16 protein-coding genes are annotated in these 21,946 nt (G+C 56.4%); 9 read left to right on the top strand and 7 right to left on the bottom strand.

From position 1 onward, the window contains the following. Positions 1 to 46: 46 nt before the first annotated feature. The 4 genes from GC1_RS22370 to GC1_RS06280 all read right to left on the bottom strand — a co-directional run bounded on the left by GC1_RS22370 (position 47) and on the right by GC1_RS06280 (position 6,922). Positions 47 to 340, bottom strand: a complete 294-nt coding sequence (locus GC1_RS22370; protein WP_152610521.1) for a hypothetical protein — start codon at positions 338 to 340, stop codon at positions 47 to 49. A gap of 824 nt (positions 341 to 1,164) precedes the next feature. Beyond that, positions 1,165 to 1,509: a copper-binding protein gene (locus tag GC1_RS06290; RefSeq protein WP_029204659.1), complete on the bottom strand. Its 345-nt coding sequence runs from the start codon at positions 1,507 to 1,509 to the stop codon at positions 1,165 to 1,167. 35 nt (positions 1,510 to 1,544) lie between these two features. Beyond that, positions 1,545 to 4,724 (bottom strand): efflux RND transporter permease subunit, encoded by a 3,180-nt coding sequence (locus GC1_RS06285; RefSeq protein ID WP_029204660.1) that lies wholly within the window; start codon positions 4,722 to 4,724, stop codon positions 1,545 to 1,547. Continuing rightward, on the bottom strand, positions 4,721 to 6,922 hold the full coding sequence (locus GC1_RS06280) for an efflux RND transporter periplasmic adaptor subunit (protein WP_029204661.1): 2,202 nt from the start codon (positions 6,920 to 6,922) through the stop codon (positions 4,721 to 4,723). The genes GC1_RS06285 and GC1_RS06280 overlap by 4 nt, the downstream gene beginning before the upstream one ends. Positions 6,923 to 7,669: 747 nt before the next feature. On the opposite strand from GC1_RS06280, the gene GC1_RS06270 reads away from it, so the two are divergent. Then, positions 7,670 to 8,167, top strand: a complete 498-nt coding sequence (locus tag GC1_RS06270; RefSeq protein WP_237754564.1) for a c-type cytochrome — start codon at positions 7,670 to 7,672, stop codon at positions 8,165 to 8,167. Between the two features lie 120 nt (positions 8,168 to 8,287). Here the strand turns inward: GC1_RS06270 and GC1_RS06265 are convergent, their stop codons facing one another. Continuing rightward, positions 8,288 to 8,638 carry a hypothetical protein gene (locus GC1_RS06265; protein WP_193748118.1) on the bottom strand — a complete coding sequence of 117 codons (351 nt, stop codon included), beginning with the start codon at positions 8,636 to 8,638 and terminating at the stop codon, positions 8,288 to 8,290. A gap of 224 nt (positions 8,639 to 8,862) precedes the next feature. Between GC1_RS06265 and GC1_RS06260 the strand changes: the two genes are divergently transcribed. The 4 genes from GC1_RS06260 to GC1_RS06245 all read left to right on the top strand — a co-directional run bounded on the left by GC1_RS06260 (position 8,863) and on the right by GC1_RS06245 (position 14,057). Continuing rightward, entirely contained in the window at positions 8,863 to 9,462 is a 600-nt protein-coding gene (locus GC1_RS06260; protein WP_019294767.1) for a c-type cytochrome, read from the top strand. 9 nt (positions 9,463 to 9,471) lie between these two features. Then, a complete protein-coding gene (locus tag GC1_RS06255) occupies positions 9,472 to 10,371 on the top strand; it encodes a c-type cytochrome (protein ID WP_019294768.1) in 900 nt (299 codons plus the stop codon). Positions 10,372 to 11,378: 1,007 nt separating this feature from the next. Continuing rightward, positions 11,379 to 13,046 carry an ABC transporter substrate-binding protein gene (locus GC1_RS06250; RefSeq protein WP_019294769.1) on the top strand — a complete coding sequence of 556 codons (1,668 nt, stop codon included), beginning with the start codon at positions 11,379 to 11,381 and terminating at the stop codon, positions 13,044 to 13,046. A 9-nt stretch (positions 13,047 to 13,055) separates the two neighbouring features. Continuing rightward, positions 13,056 to 14,057 (top strand): sterol desaturase family protein, encoded by a 1,002-nt coding sequence (locus GC1_RS06245; RefSeq protein WP_019294770.1) that lies wholly within the window; start codon positions 13,056 to 13,058, stop codon positions 14,055 to 14,057. Between the two features lie 74 nt (positions 14,058 to 14,131). Here GC1_RS06245 and GC1_RS06240 read toward each other — a convergent pair whose 3' ends face one another. Then, positions 14,132 to 15,061: a LysR substrate-binding domain-containing protein gene (locus GC1_RS06240; RefSeq protein ID WP_152612437.1), complete on the bottom strand. Its 930-nt coding sequence runs from the start codon at positions 15,059 to 15,061 to the stop codon at positions 14,132 to 14,134. 192 nt (positions 15,062 to 15,253) lie between these two features. Between GC1_RS06240 and GC1_RS06235 the strand changes: the two genes are divergently transcribed. Genes GC1_RS06235 through GC1_RS06220 form a run of 4 tightly spaced genes read left to right on the top strand, consistent with a single transcriptional unit; the run spans position 15,254 to position 20,896 of the window. Continuing rightward, the gene (locus GC1_RS06235) at positions 15,254 to 16,900 is read left to right on the top strand and encodes a fatty acid--CoA ligase (protein WP_019294772.1); all 1,647 of its coding nucleotides are present in this window, start codon (positions 15,254 to 15,256) and stop codon (positions 16,898 to 16,900) included. After that, entirely contained in the window at positions 16,897 to 17,583 is a 687-nt protein-coding gene (locus GC1_RS06230) for a dimethylsulfonioproprionate lyase family protein (RefSeq protein ID WP_019294773.1), read from the top strand. The genes GC1_RS06235 and GC1_RS06230 overlap by 4 nt, the downstream gene beginning before the upstream one ends. Positions 17,584 to 17,594: 11 nt before the next feature. After that, a complete protein-coding gene (locus GC1_RS06225; RefSeq protein ID WP_019294774.1) occupies positions 17,595 to 19,715 on the top strand; it encodes a 3-hydroxyacyl-CoA dehydrogenase NAD-binding domain-containing protein in 2,121 nt (706 codons plus the stop codon). After that, complete coding sequence (locus GC1_RS06220) at positions 19,712 to 20,896, top strand: acetyl-CoA C-acyltransferase (RefSeq protein ID WP_019294775.1); 1,185 nt, start codon at positions 19,712 to 19,714, stop codon at positions 20,894 to 20,896. The genes GC1_RS06225 and GC1_RS06220 overlap by 4 nt, the downstream gene beginning before the upstream one ends. A 204-nt stretch (positions 20,897 to 21,100) precedes the next feature. On the opposite strand, the gene GC1_RS06215 is transcribed toward GC1_RS06220, so the two are convergent. Continuing rightward, positions 21,101 to 21,865, bottom strand: coding sequence for a hypothetical protein (locus GC1_RS06215; protein WP_156131904.1), 765 nt, complete (start codon positions 21,863 to 21,865; stop codon positions 21,101 to 21,103). Between the last annotated feature and the right edge of the window lie 81 nt (positions 21,866 to 21,946).

Raw genomic sequence — 21,946 nt, 5'->3', positions numbered from 1 at the left:
GTAAAGATCGGTACGGAGCGGCCCCTTCCGGACCTTCGCCCTAGCTTCAGCATATTGGGGCGACCTCGCAAAGAGGCGGCGCGGTTTGCTGGACAGACTTTTCCATTTGTTTCCATTGAGCGTCGCCAAGAGTTTCAAAAAACTTCGACTGATAACCAATCTTGTCGCCGTTATTTAGTAACCAGATAGCCTCAACACCGCCATCGCCGCCCCGCCCATCATTGGGCTGAAATTCATGAGCGTTTTCTGGTGGCTCTCTTCGCGCGAGAACTTTTACCAAAGCTTCAAACGAGTCCCGTCGTCCGGTTTCGAAACCATTAATCTCTTGAAGGTTGATCATTTAAATTAATGCCGATTCCGCTGATTAGAAACTCAATGTGAGGGTGGGTTCCCAAATGATCCAGCTAGAAGCGCCAAATCCCAGCCCCAGTCCATCTTTCATTAGAACAGTATCGGTCTAACCGCCAAGAGGCTTCTTGGATATCTTTTTGGTGCATTCGATGTAGACTGCCCGAGGCTTTGGAATGTCCGCTCTGCCCGATGTGCATGATAGCTTTGCGAACGCAGCTAAAGTCTGGTTTCCGCCCGACCTGCATGTGCTGGCCCGTCAGGCTGGTCGCCAGGCATGGGGCCGCTTCGGGCTGGCTTGAGCCGATCAAAACTGGCCTGGGGCAGGCTGGTGCTGGATTCTCGGTGCTGTGCCGCCGCATGGCGGCAGAGAGCCCACACCGGACCTCTCAAATTCGTGCTGCGTGCGCTCATGGCGCCGATCTTGCCGCAACAGCGTAAAATTTCGCGCCGCCTCACAAGGATAACAGCAGCCGTTCATGCATGCCGCAGCAAGATCGAGGAGGGCAATTACAGGGTCCTGGACTTTCCGGCCACTCGTCGCAGGCGCGGCAAAGAATGGCTGTCTCAGGCTAGAGGGCCGGGAAGCGGACTTTCTACTGCCCACTTTACGTTGCCAGCTTTAAGTCGAAACCAGTCTTCTGAGCCCGGAGGCATGCGTGGATAGCTCTCATACCATGTTCGCTAGAATTGCTTCGATGGCTAGATCTTCACGGCAAAACGTCGGTTTGTACGGAGCAGGGGAACAGTTGCCGCCTTGCATTTCCAACCTTCGCGAGTGGCAGAGACTATGTGATCTGCCACTCACTTATCTGCCTATTCAGGCATCATCGCGCCGATCTCGTACATTCCGTTGTCGCTCTTGACCAGCATCAGAGTTACTGAAGCACCCTCTGATATGCCACCCATCATCTGAACATTTGGGGCCAAGTTGAGATCCATTGTCATTGCAGGCCAACCGATTTCAGGGATTGGCTCGTGACTGACGTTTGCAGAGTTTTCGTCAATCGAATTGATGATCGCCTTTGTATGAACAGCACCTTCCATTTGGGCATCACTCATCTCCATGTTGGAATGGTCCATTGTGCTATGGCTCGTCTGAGCGGACGCGATTGGTGCAGCCAAAAGCGAGGCAACTAGGGTTACAGCAAGTTTTTTCATTGGATTGTCCTCTTAGGGTGATTTCACAATTCGGGCTATTCTGCCGGTACCGGTGATGCCTCTCGGCCGGGTTCCTGCAGCAGGGTTCGGTTGACCCGTGCAAGAGCCAACCGCTTCCAGATCACAAAGATTGAAGGAATGACGAAAAGAGTTAGCAGCGTGGCAGTCGCCATCCCGCCTACCATAGGGGCTGCAATGCGCTGCATGATCTCCGAACCGGTGCCTTGGCCATACATGATCGGAATTAGGCCGGCGAAGATTGTCGCCACTGTCATAACCTTGGGGCGTACTCGTAGAAGTGCTCCTTCGAATACCACCTCTTCGACATCATCGGTTGTCAATTTGCGCTGTGCCTCAGCCGCGAGGTTTTTTCGCTTTTCCCAAGCTAGATTGAGATACAGCAGCATAACAATCGCGGTTTCAACCGCGACACCGGCAAGCGCAATGAATCCCACCAGAACAGCGACAGAGATGTCGAAGCTCAAGTACCACAGGAACCAGACGCCTCCTGCGAGGGCAACCGGCAACGCGGCAAGGATGATCCCAACCTCGATTACTCGATTGAAGGCCAGAAAGAGCATCAGTGTGATGATAAGCAGCGTTGCCGGTGCAACCAGCTTCAGTCGCTCCTGCATGCGCTCAATGTACTCGTACTGACCGGACCATGTGATCGAGTAGCCAGGCGGCAATTCCACCTCAGCCGCAACCAGTTGACGGGCTTCGGTTACGTAGCCTCCCAGGTCCCGGCCCGCGATGTCGATGAAGACAAAACCAGTGCGGCGTGCGTTTTCGGATCGGATCATACCGGGTCCGTCCACCACTTTGATCTCTGCCAGGTTGCCAAGGGGGATATGCGCGCCGGACGGTGTGACCACCGGAAGGTCGCGCAGGCGTTCGGGGCTGTTCCGCCATTCCTGGGGGTAGCGCAGGTTTATTGGAAACCGCTCAAGACCTTCCACGGATTCCGACACCTGCATCCCGCCGATTGCGGTCTGAACAACATCCTGCACTTCACGTACGCTCATCATATAGCGCGCAGCGGCATCTCGGTTGACGTCGATCTCCACAAACCGCCCTCCTACAGGCCGCTCTGCATAGGCTGATGCCGTGCCGTCGATACCTGCAACCACGCGTTCGATATCGACACCAATCTGCTCGATGACGCTCAAATCAGCGCCGGAGATTTTGACACCGACGGGTGTCTTGATCCCTGTGGCAAGCATGTCGATGCGGTTCTTAATCGGCTGAATCCAGACATTGGTCACACCAGGAATTTGCACGGCGCGGTCAAGCTCGTCGCGTATGCCTTCCATCGTCATGCCTGCGCGCCATTCGGATTCAGGTTTCAGCTGAATCGTCGTCTCGATCATTGTGAGCGGGGCGGGATCCGTGGCGGTATCGGCGCGTCCAAGCTTACCATGCACCGTCGCGACCTCAGGGACCGTAGCAATCAGCCGGTCAGATTGCTGCAGCACTTCGCGTGCCTTGCCGATGGAGACACCGGGATACAGTGTCGGCATGTAGAGGAAATCCCCCTCGTTCAGCTCTGGCATGAACTCGGTCCCGATACGCTGCAGCGGCCACCACATGGAAGCGACAAGCACACCGGCGAGCAACGTCGTGGCCCAGGGCCACGCGACAGCAGCATCCAGAAAGGGCCGGTAGATCCAGATCACGATACGGTTCAGAGGGTTCTTGTGCTCCGAAAGAATCCGGCCGCGCACAAAGTATCCCATCAGAACCGGCACCAGCGTGATGGAAAGGATCGCCGCCGCTGCCATTGCGTAGGTCTTTGTGAAGGCCAGCGGCTTGAAAAGCCGCCCTTCCTGGCTTTCCAGAACAAATACCGGCAAAAAGCTCACGGTGATGATTGCCAGGGAGAAGAAAAGTGCTGGCCCCACTTCGGTTGCGCATTCGGTGACGAGGCGCCAGCGGTTCTGATTGGTCAGCTTTTCCTTCTCTAGCCTTCGGTGCATGGCTTCGATCATGACGATGGCCGCGTCCACCATCGCGCCGATGGCGATGGCAATCCCGCCCAAACTCATGATGTTGGCATTCACCCCCTGCAGCTTCATGATGATGAAGGCTGCAAAGATGCCGAGAGGCAGTGACAGAAGGATCACTAGGGACGAGCGGATGTGCAGCAGGAAGGCTGCACAGACCAAAACGACAACGATAAATTCTTCGGTCAGCTTTGTTTCGAGGTTCTCGATTGCACGCTCGATAACACCCGCGCGGTTGTAGGTTGTGACAAGCTCAACGCCTTCAGGCAGGTTTTCCCGCAACTCTTCGATACGCGCCTCTACAGCCTTGATCGTGGCCAGGGCGTTCCCGCCCCAGCGCAGGATGACGACACCGCCAACGGCATCGCCTTCGCCGTTAAACTCCCCGACGCCGCGTCGCATTTCCGGCCCCAGGCGGATGTCTGCCACGTCGCCAACTGTCAGTGCTGCACCGCGTTCGTTGACCATGAGGGGTGCTTTGGCCAGGTCCGCCAGTTCATCAACATAGCCTGTAGAGCGGATCATGAATTCCGCTTCGCCCATTTCGATCACGGAACCGCCGGTCTCGCGGTTGGCGTTTTGAATGGCACTGCGGATTTGCGGCAGGGTGACGTCAAAGGCGCGCAGTTTGTTCGGGTCCACAACGACCTGATACTGTTTGACCATCCCGCCTATGGTTGCGACCTCGGACACACCGTCGACGGTTTGCAGCTCATACTTCAAAAACCAGTCTTGGAGTGTCCGCAGCTGGGCCAGGTCGTGCCCGCCAGTCCTGTCAATAAGTGTATATTGGTAGATCCAGCCGACACCGGTTGCATCCGGCCCGAGCTGGGGCGAAACCCCTTCTGGAAGGTTCGCAGTAATCTGACCCAGATATTCGAGAACGCGGGTGCGAGCCCAGTAAAGGTCCGTGCCGTCCTCAAAAACGACATAGACGTAGCTGTCGCCGAAAAAGGAAAACCCCCTCACGTCACTGGCTCCGGGCACAGCAAGCATTGCAGTGGCAATGGGGTAAGTGACCTGATCTTCAACGACCTGGGGGGCTTGCCCGGCATAAGGCGTGCGGACAATGACCTGAACATCCGACAAGTCGGGAATAGCATCTACGGGAGTATCGCGGACCGCCCAGACACCGATCACGCCCATCATGACTGCAAGTGCTAGAACGACGAAGCGATTTGCAACAGAAGCCCGTATTACAGAAGCGATCATTGCGTCACCTCAACCGGCTTTGTGCCTACCAGGGTCATTGAGAAGTCTGCATTCTGGGTGAAAAGCAGAGTCACTTCTTGTCCATCCGACAATCCAGTTAAGTCGAGGGCTGGATCAATCGAGAAGTCCATGGTCATACCGGGCATGCCAATCTGCGTCACTGGACCGTGGGTGATGTTCACCGTCCGCTTTGCGGAGTCGACACTATTGATCTTGCCCAACACCTCCATCGGCGGAGAGGCGGTTTCTACCCCGGTGAGCACCATGGTCATGCCGTCCGGCCGCGCAAAGGTCAGCGCCACTTCTTTGCCGACCGGAAGGCTGGTAATTTCCAGCTCTTCACCCACTTGGAAATTCATGGTCATGCCTGGCATACCAATTTCCATGATAGGGCCGTGAGTTATCGTCACCATGCGGGTTTCCGCGTCGACCTGGTCAATGGTTCCTGAAACGAGAACCTCTGAAGCTCCCTCGGAGGTGTTTGGCTCATTGGTCTCTGGAGGTGTGTCTGCAATGGGCTGGGAGCCTGCAGCCCGGACAGCGGTAATTGTGAACATCCCGTCATCACTTTTTGAGAGATCGAACTCGACTGGCACATTCATGGGTACTTCGGCAGTGTCTAGGCCTGCCACTGGCATATCCATTTGCATTGCAGGCCAGCCGAGTTCCGGAATAGGTTCATGTGAGAGCGACAGCTTTCCGTCCGTTGTCACGCCACTCACAATGCCGGTGCCTGTGGCAGCAACACCGTCGTCTGGACCAAGCTCAATGAGCCCGAGCAGGCCATCTGCTCCACGAGACAGCCGAAACGACACCTGTTGACCTTCAGCCAAACGCGAAAGAGAAACATCAGCCCGGATCGGGAAACTAGACATCATTTCCGGCCAGTCGAGGCTGTCCAGGGCTCCGTGCCGGATCTGTGCGGTCCGGGCCTCAGGATCCAGCGCAACCAGCTCGCCTGACCCACGTGCAGGGGCCTCATCAGTCGGCGCCATGCGCATGAGCCCGGCGCTCAGTGCGCTTTCGCTGTCGATCAGGAATTGGGCCGAGGCAACAACCTCTTCCCCCGGCGCCAGCCCCTGTGCGACTTCTGTCCGCCCGCCGCCGCCGAAATTGTCACGCAGCCCCGCGGTGATGAGGCGGGGTTTGAAAGTGCCGTCGCCGGTTTTCAGTATCACCCGTTCTGCGGCGCCGGTTCGGATAACAGCCTCGGTCGGGACCGTGAGCGCCATGCGGTTTTCTGACGGGATCAGGCTGACCGTGCCGAACATGTTCGGGCGTAGCAGCATGTCGGAGTTGTCAAATTGCAAGCGAACGGGAAGAGTCCGGGTCACTGCGTCAAGTTCAGGATAGATGTAGTCAACTGAACCTTTGAAGACACGGCCGGGCAAATGTTCAAACCGCGCTTCAGCACGCATATTGTCAGTCAGCTTTGCAATGTCGCGCTCAAAAACATCGACAATTAGCCACACGGTAGAAAGTTCTGTTAGCGATGCAGCGCGTGTGCCGGGCTGCAGAAACATACCGTCCGCAGCCTCAAGTGAAATCACAACGCCGTCCTGAGGAGCCTCGACTTCAATATTACGCTCGGGAATGCCGCTGGTTTCAATACGCTTGATTTGCCTGTCAGACATGCCGTGACTGCGCAGTTTGTTACGCGCGGCATCAATGATCTGCGATTTGCCTGCTTCAATAGCGCGAACCAGGTCACCAGCTGATGAGCCGATCTGAGGGGAGAACATCTCAAATAAGACGTCGCCCTTTTGAACGGGGTCTCCGACAGCGCGTACATTCAGCTTTTCAATCCAACCGTCCACGCGAGTGTGAACATGGCTTGTCCGGTGCTCGTCATAGCCAACAAAGCCAACGGTTTCGATCTTGCCGGAAACCTCGGACATCCGTGAAATCGCGGTACGGACGCCAATGGCGTTAATCTCTGCCGCAGATAGCTGCACTTCTGCAGGATCCCCGGAAGGCTCTTGGCCTGCATATACAGGAACAAGATCCATGCCCATGGGGGATTTACCCGGCCCTGGTTGCCGGAAGTTCGGATCCATCGGTGCAACCCAATACAAGATCTCAGCCTCGTTCGCCCCAGTCATTGATGCCGGGTTGAGGATAAGTCTTTCGAGAGAGATGCCTCCCGTAGTCCCTGCAGCAAGCGCAAGAAGACCGAGAGCAAAATAGCGTCCACGCATGGAAAACCTCGTTTTGGCTTGCGGCATGCAAGCCTTGTCTGATCAGAAACAGATGGCGCACTCGATTGAGCGCCAAGCGAATTCAATCAGATTGAACGGGGAGGACGATCATGCGGGAGTTCTGACCTGGAAATTACTCCGGCCGAGCTCGCTATCACAAGTTGAACAGTTACCAGGCGGCGCTCAACAGACATAATTGGTGCTGCATTGAACTCGTGAAAACAGCAAGCGGCTACCGAACAAGTGGCATGCCGCTCTTCATCAGGGATTTCGCAGGTGCCACTTTGATGATGCCTGTGCGGCATTCTTTTTTCCGCTTTGTGCAAAGTGCATGTCTTGTGCTGTACGTCAGAAACAGCGGTGACTTCATTTGCGGGAGGCGATGCATGAGCGGAAATTGCCGCAAGTGTGTTCAGGAAAACCACAACAACAAGGATGGTTGACGCAACGGTGCGTATCAACCGACCAAAGTCACTCCTGAACACAGTAACTGCCATAGTGTGGCACATAATGAAATTTTTCTTCGGCACAACCCCTTTCGGTGCGAAATGAAGACCATCAGGTTTCCTGCTCCTGAGCCAGTAACACCAGAGCGATGCAAAGGTTAGCTTTTTGGGCGCATTGCTTCCCAAGTCTTGGGTGCAGTTTACTCTGCCAGTTAGGCCGTGATGCCAGTAACTGAAGGATATGCTCTGTTGCAAATTACTGACCGCGCAGGCGTTGACTTTCCTGCGCTGGAAGGCGGCAATGCTGTTGGCCGTAAGGATGGCTTCGGCCGCAGCATTGGAATTGGATGGAGAAAATATGAACAAAACCAGCCGTGTGCTTGCTATAGCAGTGATTGCAGTAGGTGGACTGGCCATGTGGCTTGTTTCTCGTCCAAGGGAGCAGAAACCGGATGCATCGGAAGCCGTTTTGGAGCGCGCAGCTATTGTGGAGGTGAAACTGCCCGAAGCCCTGTCTGAGAACGCGCTGATCGGAAAACGTATCTTCGATGCCAAATGCGCGTCCTGCCATGGAGAAAGCGCCGCTGGTCAGGAAGGGGTTGCCCCACCACTGGTCCACCAGATCTATGAACCAAGCCACCACTCCGATACCGCATTCCTACTTGCTTCGAAAAACGGTGTGCGAGCTCATCATTGGCGGTTCGGAAACATGCCGCCAGTGCCCGGCATGACTGATGGCGAAGTGGGTCTTGTGACACGTTATGTGCGCGAACTGCAGCGCGCAAACGGGATCAACTGAACCTGAGCGGGCTTGGCTGAATGGATCCGCCTGCGAATATGCTCGAACTGCTGCAGAGAGGCGGCGGTTATTCGCACAGTAAGGAAAATACTCAGCAGAGAACGGGTAGAGTGAGGTTGTCTACCCTGCAGGAGAGCATTTCGGCCTATCTTCGAGCGTATTGAGTGAAGCCCCCACATGAATGAGCCGCGTGGTCCGGTAGAGTGAATTGCGACGGTCGGCCGCTTGACCCGGATGGGTGGGAAAGGCATCGTTGTCTGTGTCCGTGAACTTAGCCACAAAAACAGGGTAAACTGAGCAGTGCGCCTCTTTGGCAGACTTGAAATCGGGTATTTGCTGCTGGCGGCGGGTTTCCTCGTCGCAGTTGTCTTCCTGTCTGCAAATCAGGCAAATGCACACGAGGCTACCGGGAGAGCGCATACCGCTGTCACCGATCAGGACATTGATCAAGAACAGGCGGGCAGTAGCCATACTGAACACTGCCATGGCAGTCCACTCTGTGGCGGTTTTGCTGTTCTCATAGGCAATTGCCTTTCAACGAGGCCAAGCAAGCAAATCTCTCGTGATGATATGCCGATAGCCCTATTGAAGCCGTTTACGATCACTGGCTTTGATCCGCCGCCTCCCCGTTATCTTTCCTGAACACTGATCCTGCGCCTTCAAAGCGCAATCTCAAACTATTTCAGGAAAACAAGATGACACTTTCTAAACTGGTTTCCGGCGCCGCATTGGCGTCGCTCATTGCTTTAGCTGCTCATGCCCATAGCGGTGCAACAGGAATCGTAAAGGAACGGATGGATGGCATGGGAGTTATGAAAGACAGCATGAAAGTGCTGGCTCCGATGATGCAGGGAAAAACAGCCTATGATGCAGCAGCAGTTCGAAGAGAAGCAAAAAAAATCAGAGCCCATGCGGGTGATGTCCTGACGACGCTCTTTCCAGAGGGATCAAATGGGCATCCATCTGAAGCCAAGGCTGAAATATGGAGCGATTGGGAAGGTTTCGTCGATCTCGCGGAAAGATTGCAGACCTATTCTGATGGTCTGGCCTCGGCGGCGGAGAACGGGTTGATGATGTCAGAAGCCCAAGGGACGGGCATGATGTCCAACGGCACAATGATGGGATCATCCCATATGGGTTCCGGAAGCATGATGGGCGGCAGCATGATGGGCGGCGGCGCAATGATGGGGGCGCGTCCAAGTTCTGAGGCCCTGTCCCAGATGCCTGCCGACGGTGTGTTCATGATGCTGAGCCAAACCTGTTCAGCCTGCCATACCCGTTTCCGTGAGGAGTGAGGCTGGCACATGATGCGCATGTTACGTTTTGCCCTTGGCACCGCAGTTGCTGCGTCGGCAGCTCTCGCCGCAGTGGTCGCTTGGCCTATCGGCGTGCCGCTGAGCGAGCTTAACCTCGAGGGAGATGTGAACCGCGGAGCCTATCTGGCTAGAGCATCTGGCTGTATCGCTTGCCACACCGACTTTTCTAATGGCGGAGCACCTTTGGCGGGTGGTGTAAAGCTAGAAACTCCATTCGGTACTCTGTACTCGCCTAACATCACATCGGACAGCGAACATGGACTCGGCAGCTGGACGGTTGAAGAGTTTGCGCAGGCTGTCCGCCAGGGCGTTTCCCCTGACGGACAGCCCTATTATCCGGCCTTCACCTACCCGTTCTACGGGAACTTCACTGATCAGGATATTGCTGATCTTTGGGCTGCCTTTCAGACGGTTCCGGCTGTGGCTCAGCCGTCCAGGCAGCAAGAGATGGCTTTTCCGTTCAACCAGCGATGGGGGCTGAAGCTCTGGCGCGCGGCGTTTCTTGAACCTCCAAGAACGGAACCTGTCCCTGGGAGCGGTGATGTTTGGAACCGAGGGCGGCTTCTGGTTGAGGGAGCCGCGCATTGTGCGGCGTGCCACACCGGGCGCAATTTGGCCGGAGCCCGGAAAACAGACACAGAGCACTTAAAGGGTAGTGATGCCCTGCCTGGCGGCGGGAAAGCTCCGGCCATCGACTACTTGTCGCTTCAAAAACGCGGCTGGACCGTCGACAGCCTGGCTTACGCACTGCGTACTGGCGTGATGCCGGATGGTGACGCATTTGGCGGAACGATGGGGGAGGTTGTTCTATATGGAACTGCCTTTCTGACAGAGAACGACCGTAAGGCTATGGCGACCTATCTTCTGGGTGATCATTCCGGTGGTTGAAGCTTTTGCGGAAAAGTAAGTCCGGCACAGAAAAGAAGGATGGCATAACCTCAATCGCCGGCAGGCCGCAGTGTCTTAGGTTAAATTAGAAATGCTATAGTTGTAAAACTTTAGACTTGATCTGACGGACAGCTCAGATTTCTGTGCTGAGAACGAGTTGTTGGCTGTCCGATGTCCCGCTCCTGAATGATCGGCTTTCAATAACCGCTCTGGCAACATCGGCTGCATCGCAGCGATGAGCGTGCCGCATCTGCAATAGAATGCTGCGTCCGCAAACAACTGGAAGGGCAATGGCAGCAAAGTCCCGCACTGTGTAATTTCACCGGTTCCAGAACCTCGCGGCCGCAGCGAACGGCAGAAACGGCGGGCTGCGCCGCAGCATAAAACCTCGGTCGGTTGCGTCAAACGGTCGAGTTTGCAAAGGGCGCTTCCTGCGCATCGCGTCACCTGGTGTGGAGCGCAGCTGCAGCCGGGGCCGCCGCCACCTGCTGGATGGCCGCTTTCGGGAAAATAACCCAAATGCTTCGCACCCGCAGCGGAGCTGGCACTGCGCCTGATACGAAGGTCGCGTTTGGGCTGCCTGCCGTCGTTCACACTTGGTGCGGCGAATGCCCAGTCAGAGCCCAAGTCGGCCAATGCTGCAGTACGCTTGAATAAGTGTGAACGGCGCAAAAGAGACATTCACAGGAAGGATGACACCTCCCACAGGTTCTCGCCAGCAGTCGTACCGGTGCTCATATTCGCCAAATTTGGAACGAGATTACCTGTGCATAAGTTCGGCTCCAATCCGGCACCGGTTACTGATTGTACATGATCCAAAAATCTTTTCAGTTCTTCGAACGCGGGCCTGCCGATACATATTGCCATTACAAATAAGGCATAACCTTGGCTTGGACTTTGTTTCACCCCAGGCGTGCCAACGACAATGGGAAGTAAGCGTTCATGATTCCAGAAGCCCTTCCGGCTCTGGTCGCGGCGTTTGCCTCCTGCCAACCCGGGAGGAAATCATGAAACTTTACAAGTCCGGCTGTGACATACTGCCCACAACCCTCGAAGATTCTGCTCACAATGCAAAGCGTCGAAATGACGAAGTCAGCCGGCGTGAATTCCTTGCCATGGCGACAACGTTCGGGGCAACTACCGCAACAGCCTACGCCATGCTGGGCATGAATGCGCCGGCGTTCGCGTCAGAAACACCAAAGACCGGCGGAACGCTGCGGATCGGGATGGTTGTTCGGGAAGGCAAGGATCCGCGGTCTTATGATGACAGCCCGCAAGCCAACATCAGCCGGGGCTGGCTTGAGTATCTGGTGCGCTACACGCATCAGTTCACCTTTGAGCCGATGCTTCTGGAAAGCTGGGAAATCAGCGAAGATGCAAAGACCTACATTCTGAATGTGCGCCCCGGGGTGACCTGGCACAACGGCGATCCACTTACCGCGGAGCATGTCGCATACAATATTGAACGGTGGTGCGATAAGGGGGCCGAAGGCAATTCCATGGCGGGCCGGTTCGGGACATTGATTGATCCCGATACGTCAAAGGCGGCTGAGGGAACCATCGAAGTGGTCGACGCCTCGACCGTACGGCTGAACCTGCCGAACCCGGATATTACACTGATCGCCGGCATGGCGGACTATCCCGCAGCTATCGTGCATCCAGACGCCGGCAGTGCAGATCCTTTCAAGGCGCCACTGGGGACAGGTCCCTACACCCTGGAAAGCCATGAAGTCGGCGTTAAAGCCGTGCTGGTCCGCAAAGACGGCCACACGTGGTGGAACGAGGGCCAGGGGGCCTATTTGGACCGGATCGAATATCATGACGTTGGCACCGACCCGACCACCATCCTATCTTCCTATGAAGCGGAAGAAATCGACGCCAACTACGAATCCAGCGGTGATTTTGTTGCGGTGCTGACCGGGCTGGGCCTGCAGCAAAACGAAGCCGTGACGGCAGCGACCATTGTTATCCGCCCCAATCAGGTCACCGAAGTGAACGGGCAAGCACCTTATGCCGACGCACGTGTGCGCCGCGCCCTGTCAATGGCGGTCGACAATTCCGTATTGCTCGAATTGGGGGTCAACGGGCTGGGGATACCGGCACAGAACCATCATGTCTGTCCGATTCATCCCGAATATGCCGAAGTCGACCGGATACCTCACGATCCTACCGGGGCCATGGAGCTTCTCAAGGAAGCAGGGATGGAAGACTATGAGCACGAGCTGATTTCGATCGACGATGACTGGCGCCGCAACACAACCGACGCCATGGCTGCACAATTGCGGGAAGCCGGGATCAAGGTGAAGCGAACAGTTGTTCCTGGGGCGTCTTTCTGGAATGACTGGGCGAAATTTCCCTTCAGCTCGACCAATTGGAACATGCGCCCGCTTGGCGTGCAAATTCTGGCATTGGCCTACCGGTCCGGCGAAGCCTGGAACGAGACAGGATTCAACAATGCTGAATTCGATCAATTGCTGGCAGACGCGCTGGCAACCCCTGATGCTGACAAACGCAAAGGGATCATGGCCAAACTGGAAAGGATCATGCTGGACGAAGGTGTGATCACGCAGCCCTATTGGCGTTCCCTTTACAATCACAGCCGCCCAAATGTGAAAGGGATGGGCATGCACCCCACTTTTGAAATTCACATGGATAAGATCTGGCTGGACGCATAGGGGGCGCCCATGTCGGCCACTGAAAAGCACCTGAAAGCTGGCGCAAGCAAAGAATGGAACTGGCATCCAGACCTGCCTGTCGCCGTAACGCCACTTTTCTCGTGGCCGCCAAGGCCTATCGCCACACTCCGGTGGTTTGCGACTAACTGGCTGCCGATCACCGAATACCTGATCTACGCCCTGATGGCCTGGGCCATTTGGGCGTGGCTGGTGCCACCGTTGGAGCAGATGCAGCATTTGAGCTGGGGATGGGTATTGCAGCTTTGGGCACGCAACCTGATCCTGATGACCTTCTTTGCCCAAGGGCTGCATCTGTGGCTTTACGGATGGAAGAAGCAAGGCGAGGACTACAAGTTCGACCGGCGCGGACCAGCCAGGAATGCACGCATCTTCCTGTGGAACGATCAGTATTGGGACAATGTCACCTACGCGCTCCTATCTGGCGTGACCGTTTGGACGTTCTATGATGCCATCGTTTGGATGGCTTACGCCAATGGATGGGCACCGATGATCACGGCCGGGAGCAATCCGGTCTGGTTCTTTGCCCTGTTTCTTTTGTTGCCTGTTGTACAATCCTTCCATTTCTACTGGCTGCACCGCGCACTGCACATCCCATGGATCTATAAACGCGTGCATTCGGTGCATCATCGCAGTGTTTCAGTCGCACCGTGGTCTGGCTTTTCCATGCATCCGATTGAGCATGTTGGCTACATGAGCCTGTTGCTGATCTTCTTGGTTGTGCCCGCGCATCCGATCCACTTCCTCTTCATCGGATTTTCGTTGGCGCTTGCTTCAGCCACGTCGCATGCCGGGTTTGAAAACCTGGTGTTGGGGGACAAGGCCCACCTGAAGATCGGGTCGTTCCATCACCAACTGCATCATCGGTATTTCGAATGCAATTATGGTGGCCCGGAAATGCCCTGGGACAACTGGTTCGGCAGCTTTCATGATGGCAGCCCGGAGGCAACGGAACGTGTGCGCGAAACCAAAAAACGCATGCACGCAAAATGAGTGGCCTGGTGACACCCCAGGACGGTCAGCGTTGATCTGGAACGCGCTGACCGGTGGTTCCTGAATGACGGCGCCTAAACATTGGCTGGAATGCGTCTCATCGTCGGGTCAGCTTCGATTTTCTCTTCAAGCCACTTGGTGAACAAAGCCAGTTTCGGGTTCGCTGCACGGTTTCTTGGCGTTGCAAGGTACCATTGACTCGGCTCTGGTACGGAGAGACCGAACGGTCGTACCAAGCGCCCTCTCTCAAGGTCACGAGCGCAGAACGGCGCTCTCGCCATTCCAATCCCATGGTTTTTCAGGACTGCCTCACGAACAAGCGGATAATTGTCAAAAACGGATCCGAATTTCATGTCGTCGCGGCTGAGGCCTGCCGCCTCCAGCCAGCAGGTCCAGTCATCCACATCTGACGGCGTGGTTGGGACGCTCAGCAGCAAGAATCTCTCTAATTCATCAAGTGTCATGCCCATGTCCGGATCACGCAAAGCCTCAGGAGCGCACACCGGGTAAATGTCGGTTTCAAACAACGGGCTGTAGTTAAATCTCTTGTCAAAAGGCGGAGCATTGAAGATACCCGCGTCAAATCTGTGCGCATCATAGTCACCGTCTTCAAAGGTTGAGATTATGCGCACGCGGGTGTTCGGATTGTCCTGAAGGAAATCGGCAAGCCTGGGCTGCAGCCACATTGTATTGAAACTCGCATAAGACTGGACGAGCAGCACATCGGGCTCGTCCGGCGCCTGTATGCGCCGGGTGGCCTTGATTATCCCCTGAATGTGTTCACGGATTGGCGGATAATACTGTTCGCCGGCTGGCGTCAGTTCGACGGACCGGCTTGAGCGTTCAAGCAGTTGAACCCCGATTGAATTTTCCAGTGCCTTGATCTGATGGCTGACGGCCGCGTGCGTCACACAGATCTCGTCAGCTGCCTTGCGAAAGCTTTTGTGACGCGCCACGGCTTCAAAGGCGCGCAGAGATACCAATGTTGGCATATGGGTCGTCACCGGCGAGCCTCCTTGATGAATGCAGCCTGTCATCCTTTAGCTTGCCTAACTGGCGGCAAAATTTATGGCGGCGGGTGGAATTGAATATTTGCCCAACTTTACATGCCGTCAAACGGTATTTTCACATTCAACGCACCGGTTAGGAATCCTTGATGAATGCAAAAATCTTTCAATTCTTCGGCTCGTTGAGAGATGGCAGATTGGCAAGTGAAGAAAGCCAAGGATTCCTTCTGTATGTCCGTCACGTCACCTTCGCTGAATGCATATGGCTACCCGTTGCTGATCAAGCAGCTGCTGACGCGTTCCAGGCTGGTCTCCGCCAGGCAAGAGATCGTCAGCGGCTCCAATATGCGGTTGACCTATGCTCAGCTCAACGAACGCATCGGCCAGCTTGCCAATGCCCTCAAGACCAGCGGTATTGGCGAGGGCATGCGTGTTGGTGTCATGGACTGGGATACGCACCGCTATCTTGAGTGTTTCTTTGCGGTTCCGATGATGGGCGCTGTGCTGCACACGATCAACGTGCGTTTGTCGCCTGCGCAGGTCCTTTACACAATCAACCATGGGCAGCCGGACCTGATCATAGTGCATCAGGATTTCATGCCGCTTATTGATGAGATCAAATCGGATTTTGACCGGGACATCACCATTGTCCCCATCGGAAACGGAGACGGTTACGAAGACTGGATCGGGGGCGCTCCAACCGGGTTTGAATTTCCTGATTTTGACGAAAGCCGAACCGCAACACTGTTCTATACGACTGGAACCACTGGCAACCCCAAAGGGGTGAGCTATTCCCATCGCCAGCTGGTGCTTCACACTTTGGGCCTGATCGCTGGTTTTGGCGCATTTCCCGGAAACGCCGGGTTTCACCGCGGCGACGTCTACATGCCGCTGACACCTCTGTTTCACGTCCATGGATGGGGGTTTCCATATGCTGCGACGATGATGGGCGTGCGCCAAGTCTATCCCGGCCGCTACACGCCAGACGAAGTTCTGCGGCTGATTGCTGATGAAGGCGTCACTTTTTCCCATTGCGTGCCCACCATTCTGTCCATGGTGCTCGACCATCCCGGCTGCCCGCAGACAGACCTGAGCCAGTGGAAAGTAATCATTGGCGGGGCCGCCTTGCCGCGCGGCCTGCAGGACCGCGCTGCTGCGGCTGGCATATCATTGCATGCGGCTTATGGAATGTCCGAAACCTGTCCGTTTCTGACGGTGGCAGATCTGTCCAGCGATGATCCGGAGAGACAGGCGCAAACCGGCTTTCCCGGCCCGCTTGTCGACCTTCGTGTTGTGACGCCAGATATGAAGGACGTCCCGCTTGACGGTGAAACAACCGGCGAAGTTGTTGCCCGGGCACCCTGGCTGACCCAGGGTTATTTCGGCAACGAGCAAGCCTCTGACGAACTGTGGGCCGGGGGGTATCTGCACACCGGGGATGTTGGCTACATCCGTGAAAATGGATCGTTGCAGATCACTGACCGGCTCAAGGATGTGATCAAAACCGGCGGCGAATGGATTTCGTCACTGGCATTGGAAAACATAGCCTCCGCTTGTGCCGGCGTCGAAGACGTGGCCGCGATTGGCCTGCCACATGCCAAGTGGGGCGAAAGGCCGGTGCTGGTTGCTCAGCTTGCAAAGAATGCCGAACCGGATCAGGTGCGCCAAGTCATCCTGGAAGAATTCCAGTCGCGCGCTGACATGGGGGACCTGTCGAAGTGGGCGGTGCCAGACCGAATATTCTTTGTCGAACGGCTTCCCAGGACCAGTGTTGGCAAGCTCGACAAGAAGCTCTTACGGCAAGAGATTTATACAGGCGCGGATGTGAAACCATGACAGACAAGCAGCACCGAATTCAGGCCCTCATCCGAGCCATTGTCGCGTATCTGGAGACCCACCGCAGCGATGCGCCCGGTGTTGATCTGACGCTGGACAAGCTTGCAGCCATGGATCTTTCCTGCAGGCGGCAGCGTGATGTCCCTCCCCAGGGTACCCGTCATGATCAGGTGCTGACACAAGCCATCGCCGGCATCACCGAGCCCAAACTACTTGAAATCGCAAAATGCCTGTCTGCGGCTAAGGATGACCTGGTCTGGCGCGAGGACAACGCGCAGTTCTATCCGCCCGGCGCCGACCTGGGAGAGGGTTATATCAAGTGCAACTTGCATTCCTTGCTGATTGGCGCCGACGCCTGCGGGCATCACCACTCGGACTTTAGCCTGGGTATCTTCATGCTGGGTCCGCGGACGTTGTACCGCGACCATAACCACGACGCGCCTGAGCTTTATCTGAACATGTCCGAGAGATCCGGCTGGCGGTTCAGATCCGGCGAATGGCAGGACTATCCTGCTGGATCGCTTATCTGGAACGCCGCGGGCGAGCCCCATGCCACCCGGGTCTATGATCAACCGTTCCTCTCGGTCTTTGTCTGGCTTGAGAACGTGAGTTCACGCTGCAATGTCATCCACTTCGACGATTGGGCCGAGATCGAACAAGGTCTTGCCCAAAAGTCCATCTGAGGTTTCCCAAAATGTTTTCTATAGAACGCAGCGGCAGCGTTGCAGTCATCGAGCTGAACGCCCCGCCAGTGAACGCACTTGGCCTGAAGATGCGGCAAGCGCTCTCTTCGGCCGTTCATGAGTTGGAAGCTGACGAGCAGGTCAAAGCTATTGTTTTATGTTCTGCACTGCCGCTTTTTTGCGGCGGCGCCGATATCGCCGAGTTCCGCACAGGGGCAGTCTGGGACAAACCGGATCTGCCAGACCTGTGCGTAACGATTGAAACCAGCAGGAAGCCTGTTGTCGCGGCTATTGCAGGCCCTGCGATGGGTGGCGCACTGGAGATCGCACTTGCCTGTGACTACCGTGTTGCCGCGCCGGAGGCATTGATGGGCCTGCCCGAAATCAAACTGGGGCTGCTGCCCGGTGCAGGCGGGACCCAACGACTGCCACGGATTGCCGGGCTGGAAGCGGCGACACGGATGATCCTTTCCGGTGACCCTGTGAAAGGCGATTTTGCTCTGTCCTGCGGGCTGGTCGACGCACTGTTCGAAAGCGGCCAGGATTTTCGCGCACATGCTATAGAGTTCGCCACCAGGATTGCGCGTGAGGGGGATCCGAAGCGCAGTTGCGCGGATATGACCGTCGCACACCCTGATCCGAAGGGTTTTCTCGCGGGTTTCCGGACCGAGATCGCGCCAAGATCCAAAAACCTTGTCGCCCCTGAACGATGCCTGAAATCGCTTCAAGCCGCCTGCGAATTGCCGCTGCCCCAGGGGCTGGCGCAGGAAAAGGCAGGATTTGCCGAATTGCTCGACACATCCCAATCACGCGCGGGCCGTCACCTGTTCTTTGCAGAGCGTGAATGCACCAAAGTTCCCGGCGTTTCGCGCGGGCAGCGACCACGTGACATTGCATCGGTCGCCGTGATCGGCGCGGGAACAATGGGGCGCGGCATCGCCATCGCCTTTCTTCAGGTGGGGTTTCCGGTAACGCTTTTGGAAACCACACAGGGGGCGCTGGAACAGGGGCTGAATCAGGTTTCAAAGCACTTCCAGCGTGCAGCTGACAAGGGACGGCTCAGTCCCGATCAGGCAGAGGCTATTGCATCCAACGCCACAGGGACGCTCAGCTATGCAGACCTCGCAGATGCCGACCTGATCATCGAAGCAGCGTTTGAAAGCATGAATGTCAAACGCCAGATTTTCGAAGCGTTAGACCGGCACGCAAAACCTGGCGCGATACTGGCCTCGAACACTTCGACCTTGGATCTCGATGAAATCGCCGCGTTCACGTCCCGTCCGGAGGATGTGATTGGTCTCCATTTCTTCAGCCCGGCCAATGTCATGCGCTTGCTGGAGGTGGTGCGCGGTGCCAAGACCGCACCCGATGTCATTGCGACGGCAATCACAGTCGCAAAGAAGATCCGAAAGCTCCCTGTCACGGTGGGCGTATGCTACGGCTTTGTCGGGAACCGGATGCTGGAGCCATACTTTCGCGAAGGGTCCCGGCTGCTGCTTGAGGGAGCGACGCCGAAACACGTGGACGATGTCCTTGAGACCTTCGGTATGGCGATGGGCATTCACGCGATGGCAGATCTGGCAGGGATCGATGTGGGTGCCCGCGTGCGTCAGGAGCGGCGAAGTGAAATTGCGCATGATCCGGCATACCAGGCAGTCCAGGACAGGCTTTTTGAATTGGGACGACTGGGTCAGAAGACCGGGCGAGGCAGCTATATCTACGAGGGCCGGACACGGGTTGAAGATCCCGAGGTTGTTCAAATCAGCGAAGAACTGGCCACACGGCATGGTGTAGCGCACCGACATATCGACGATCAGGAAATCCTTGAGCGGTGTCTGTACCCCTTGATCAACGAAGGCTTTCTGATCCTGGAAGAAGGCATCGCAACGCGCTCCGGCGACTGCGACCTGATCTGGGTCAACGGCTATGGCTTTCCCAACTGGCGCGGTGGCCCGATGCAGTATGCGGATGAAGTCGGATTGCCCCGCATTCTGGACCGCATGAACCACTACCGGCAATCGCTGGGCGCCTATGGCGAGATGTGGTTCACACCCGCGCCTTTGCTGGAGGAACTCGCAAACACGGGCGTGACACTTGCAGAGCACTTTGAGGCCAAAAAGGGAACATCATGAGAGAAGCCGTTATCGTCTCTACCGCACGAACCCCTATTGGGGTTGCCTTCAAGGGTGCGCTGAACAACATCAAATCACCAACGCTGATGGGCCATGCCATTCGCCATGCGGTCGAACGCGCGGCTGTGGACCCAGGATTGATCGAAGATGTTGTGATCGGGTCGGTCCTGACTGCCGGAACAGGAGGGCTGAATGTCGGCCGCTTATCCGTGCTGGCAGCTGGTCTTCCAGTCACTGTGTCAGGTCAAACGATCGACAGGCAATGTTCATCAGGATTGATGGCCATTGCGGCGGCCGCAAAGCAGATCATCGTGGATGGGCAGAACGTTGCGGTTGCAGGCGGGCAGGAGAATATTTCCGCCGTGCAGAATGCGTATCTGAAGTGGGCAGGTGATGAGAAGGACCCAAGCGTTACCGCCCAGTGCGAACACGCCTATATGCCGATGCTGATGACGGCGGAGAATGTGGCCCGGGTATATGGGATAAGCCGCGACGCTCAGGATGAATACGCAGCGCTTTCCCAGAAGCGGACTGCACGGGCACAAGCCGCTGGCGCCTTTGACGACGAGATTGTCCCGATCACCGCCAACAAGCGGGTCAGGAACCGCGAATCCGGGGAGGAAACCCTGGAAGAGGTGACCTTGTCAAAAGACGAAGGCAACCGGCCGGGCTCGACGGTCGAAACACTTAGCCAATTGAACCCGGTCATTGATGGAGGCGTTATCACCGCCGGCAACGCAAGCCAGCTCTCAGATGGCGCTTCGGCTTGTGTGCTCATGGAAGGCAAAATGGCTGACCAGCATGGCCATACACCCCTTGGCATCTACCGCGGCATGGCAGTCGCGGGCAATGCACCGGAAGAGATGGGCATCGGCCCGATCTATGCAATACCCAAACTGTTAAAGAATGCAGGTCTCGGTATCGATGACATCGGGCTTTGGGAGTTGAACGAGGCATTCGCTTGCCAGGCGCTCTATTGCCGCGATCATCTTGGCATTGATCCCGAACTCTACAACGTGAACGGCGGTGCTATATCGATTGGCCACCCCTACGGCATGACAGGCGCGAGACAAGTCGGGCATGCTTTGCTTGAGGGCAAGCGTCGTGGCGTAAAATACGTGGTTACGTCCATGTGTGTCGGCGGAGGCATGGGGGCCGCAGCGTTGTTCGAAGTCGCCTGACGCCACTGAAGTAAATTTAAGCGGAGCGTTATCTGACCGAGACATCGACGACCTGTCATCTGCGACGGTCGCCTTCCGCAGATGACACGTCCCATCTCGGACGCAATGTGCAAATAGCAGCCATTTGAGAACTCGCAGCGAAAGTCTGAAAAGTCCCGCACAGCCAACCTTAGCTTGTCACCCAACGAAAGGAAGCAATCGGTCTTATTTCGGTCCGCTATCTATCCCACCAAGCGTGATCCGCTTCAGTCGCGCTGCATCTTCCGGTTCCCATTTTTGACGCAAGCCGCGGACATAATCCGCGTCCTGCTTCAGCTTTTGCCGTTCGTTGGCGAGCGCGCGTTTCACGGTCCGGGCCACCAGTTGAGCAATGCGCGTGACCATCCGCATTGCCGGGCGGATTTCTTTCAGCTTTTCATCCCGCGCACCCTTGGTATCCGGAGCGGCCGCGCCCCATGACAGGCCGGCCTGCTGATCCGCAGACGCCTCCCGCCAGCAAATCGCCCCATCAGCAACCAAATCCAACCCGGTCCCGATGGCATCCGTGATGACCTCTGCCTCCGTTGCCTTCAACCGGACCTTTTCTTCTGCCTCCTGCAGCCTCTTCTCCTCAGCCAGCCGGGCAGCCCGGGCCTCAGCAACTGCTTTCTCTTCCTGACCGCGGTGCTGAACCATCTGCAGCAGCTGAGCCGCCAGATTAGATTTCTCAGCCTTCTTGGCGTTCAGCATCTGCTCGGCCTGTTGCCTTTCTTGCATAACCCGCGCGCGTTTTTCCTCTTCGGACTTCCGCGCTGCCGTCTCGGCCCGGTACTTTTCTGCAGCTTCTTCGGCCCTTGCCTCATACCCTTTCACTCTCGGCTCCAATGCCCCGACCTCGGCCACAATTTTCTTTTTCAGAGCATTCGCGGCGTCAGCCGCTTTTTTATTCTGCACAGCCTCTGCCTCCGCCGTATCGCGGCGGCGGATCATCTTTGCAGTTTCCCGCGCGGTCCGCTGTTTGCGGGCCCGCGCCTCTTTCACCGCGCGCTTGCGCGATTTCTTGACCGTGGC

The sequence above is a fragment of the Leisingera sp. ANG1 genome, from assembly GCF_000203975.2.
In the GTDB taxonomy this organism is placed as follows: Bacteria; Pseudomonadota; Alphaproteobacteria; order Rhodobacterales; family Rhodobacteraceae; genus Leisingera.
This window is presented reverse-complemented; position numbering and strand designations above follow the sequence as displayed.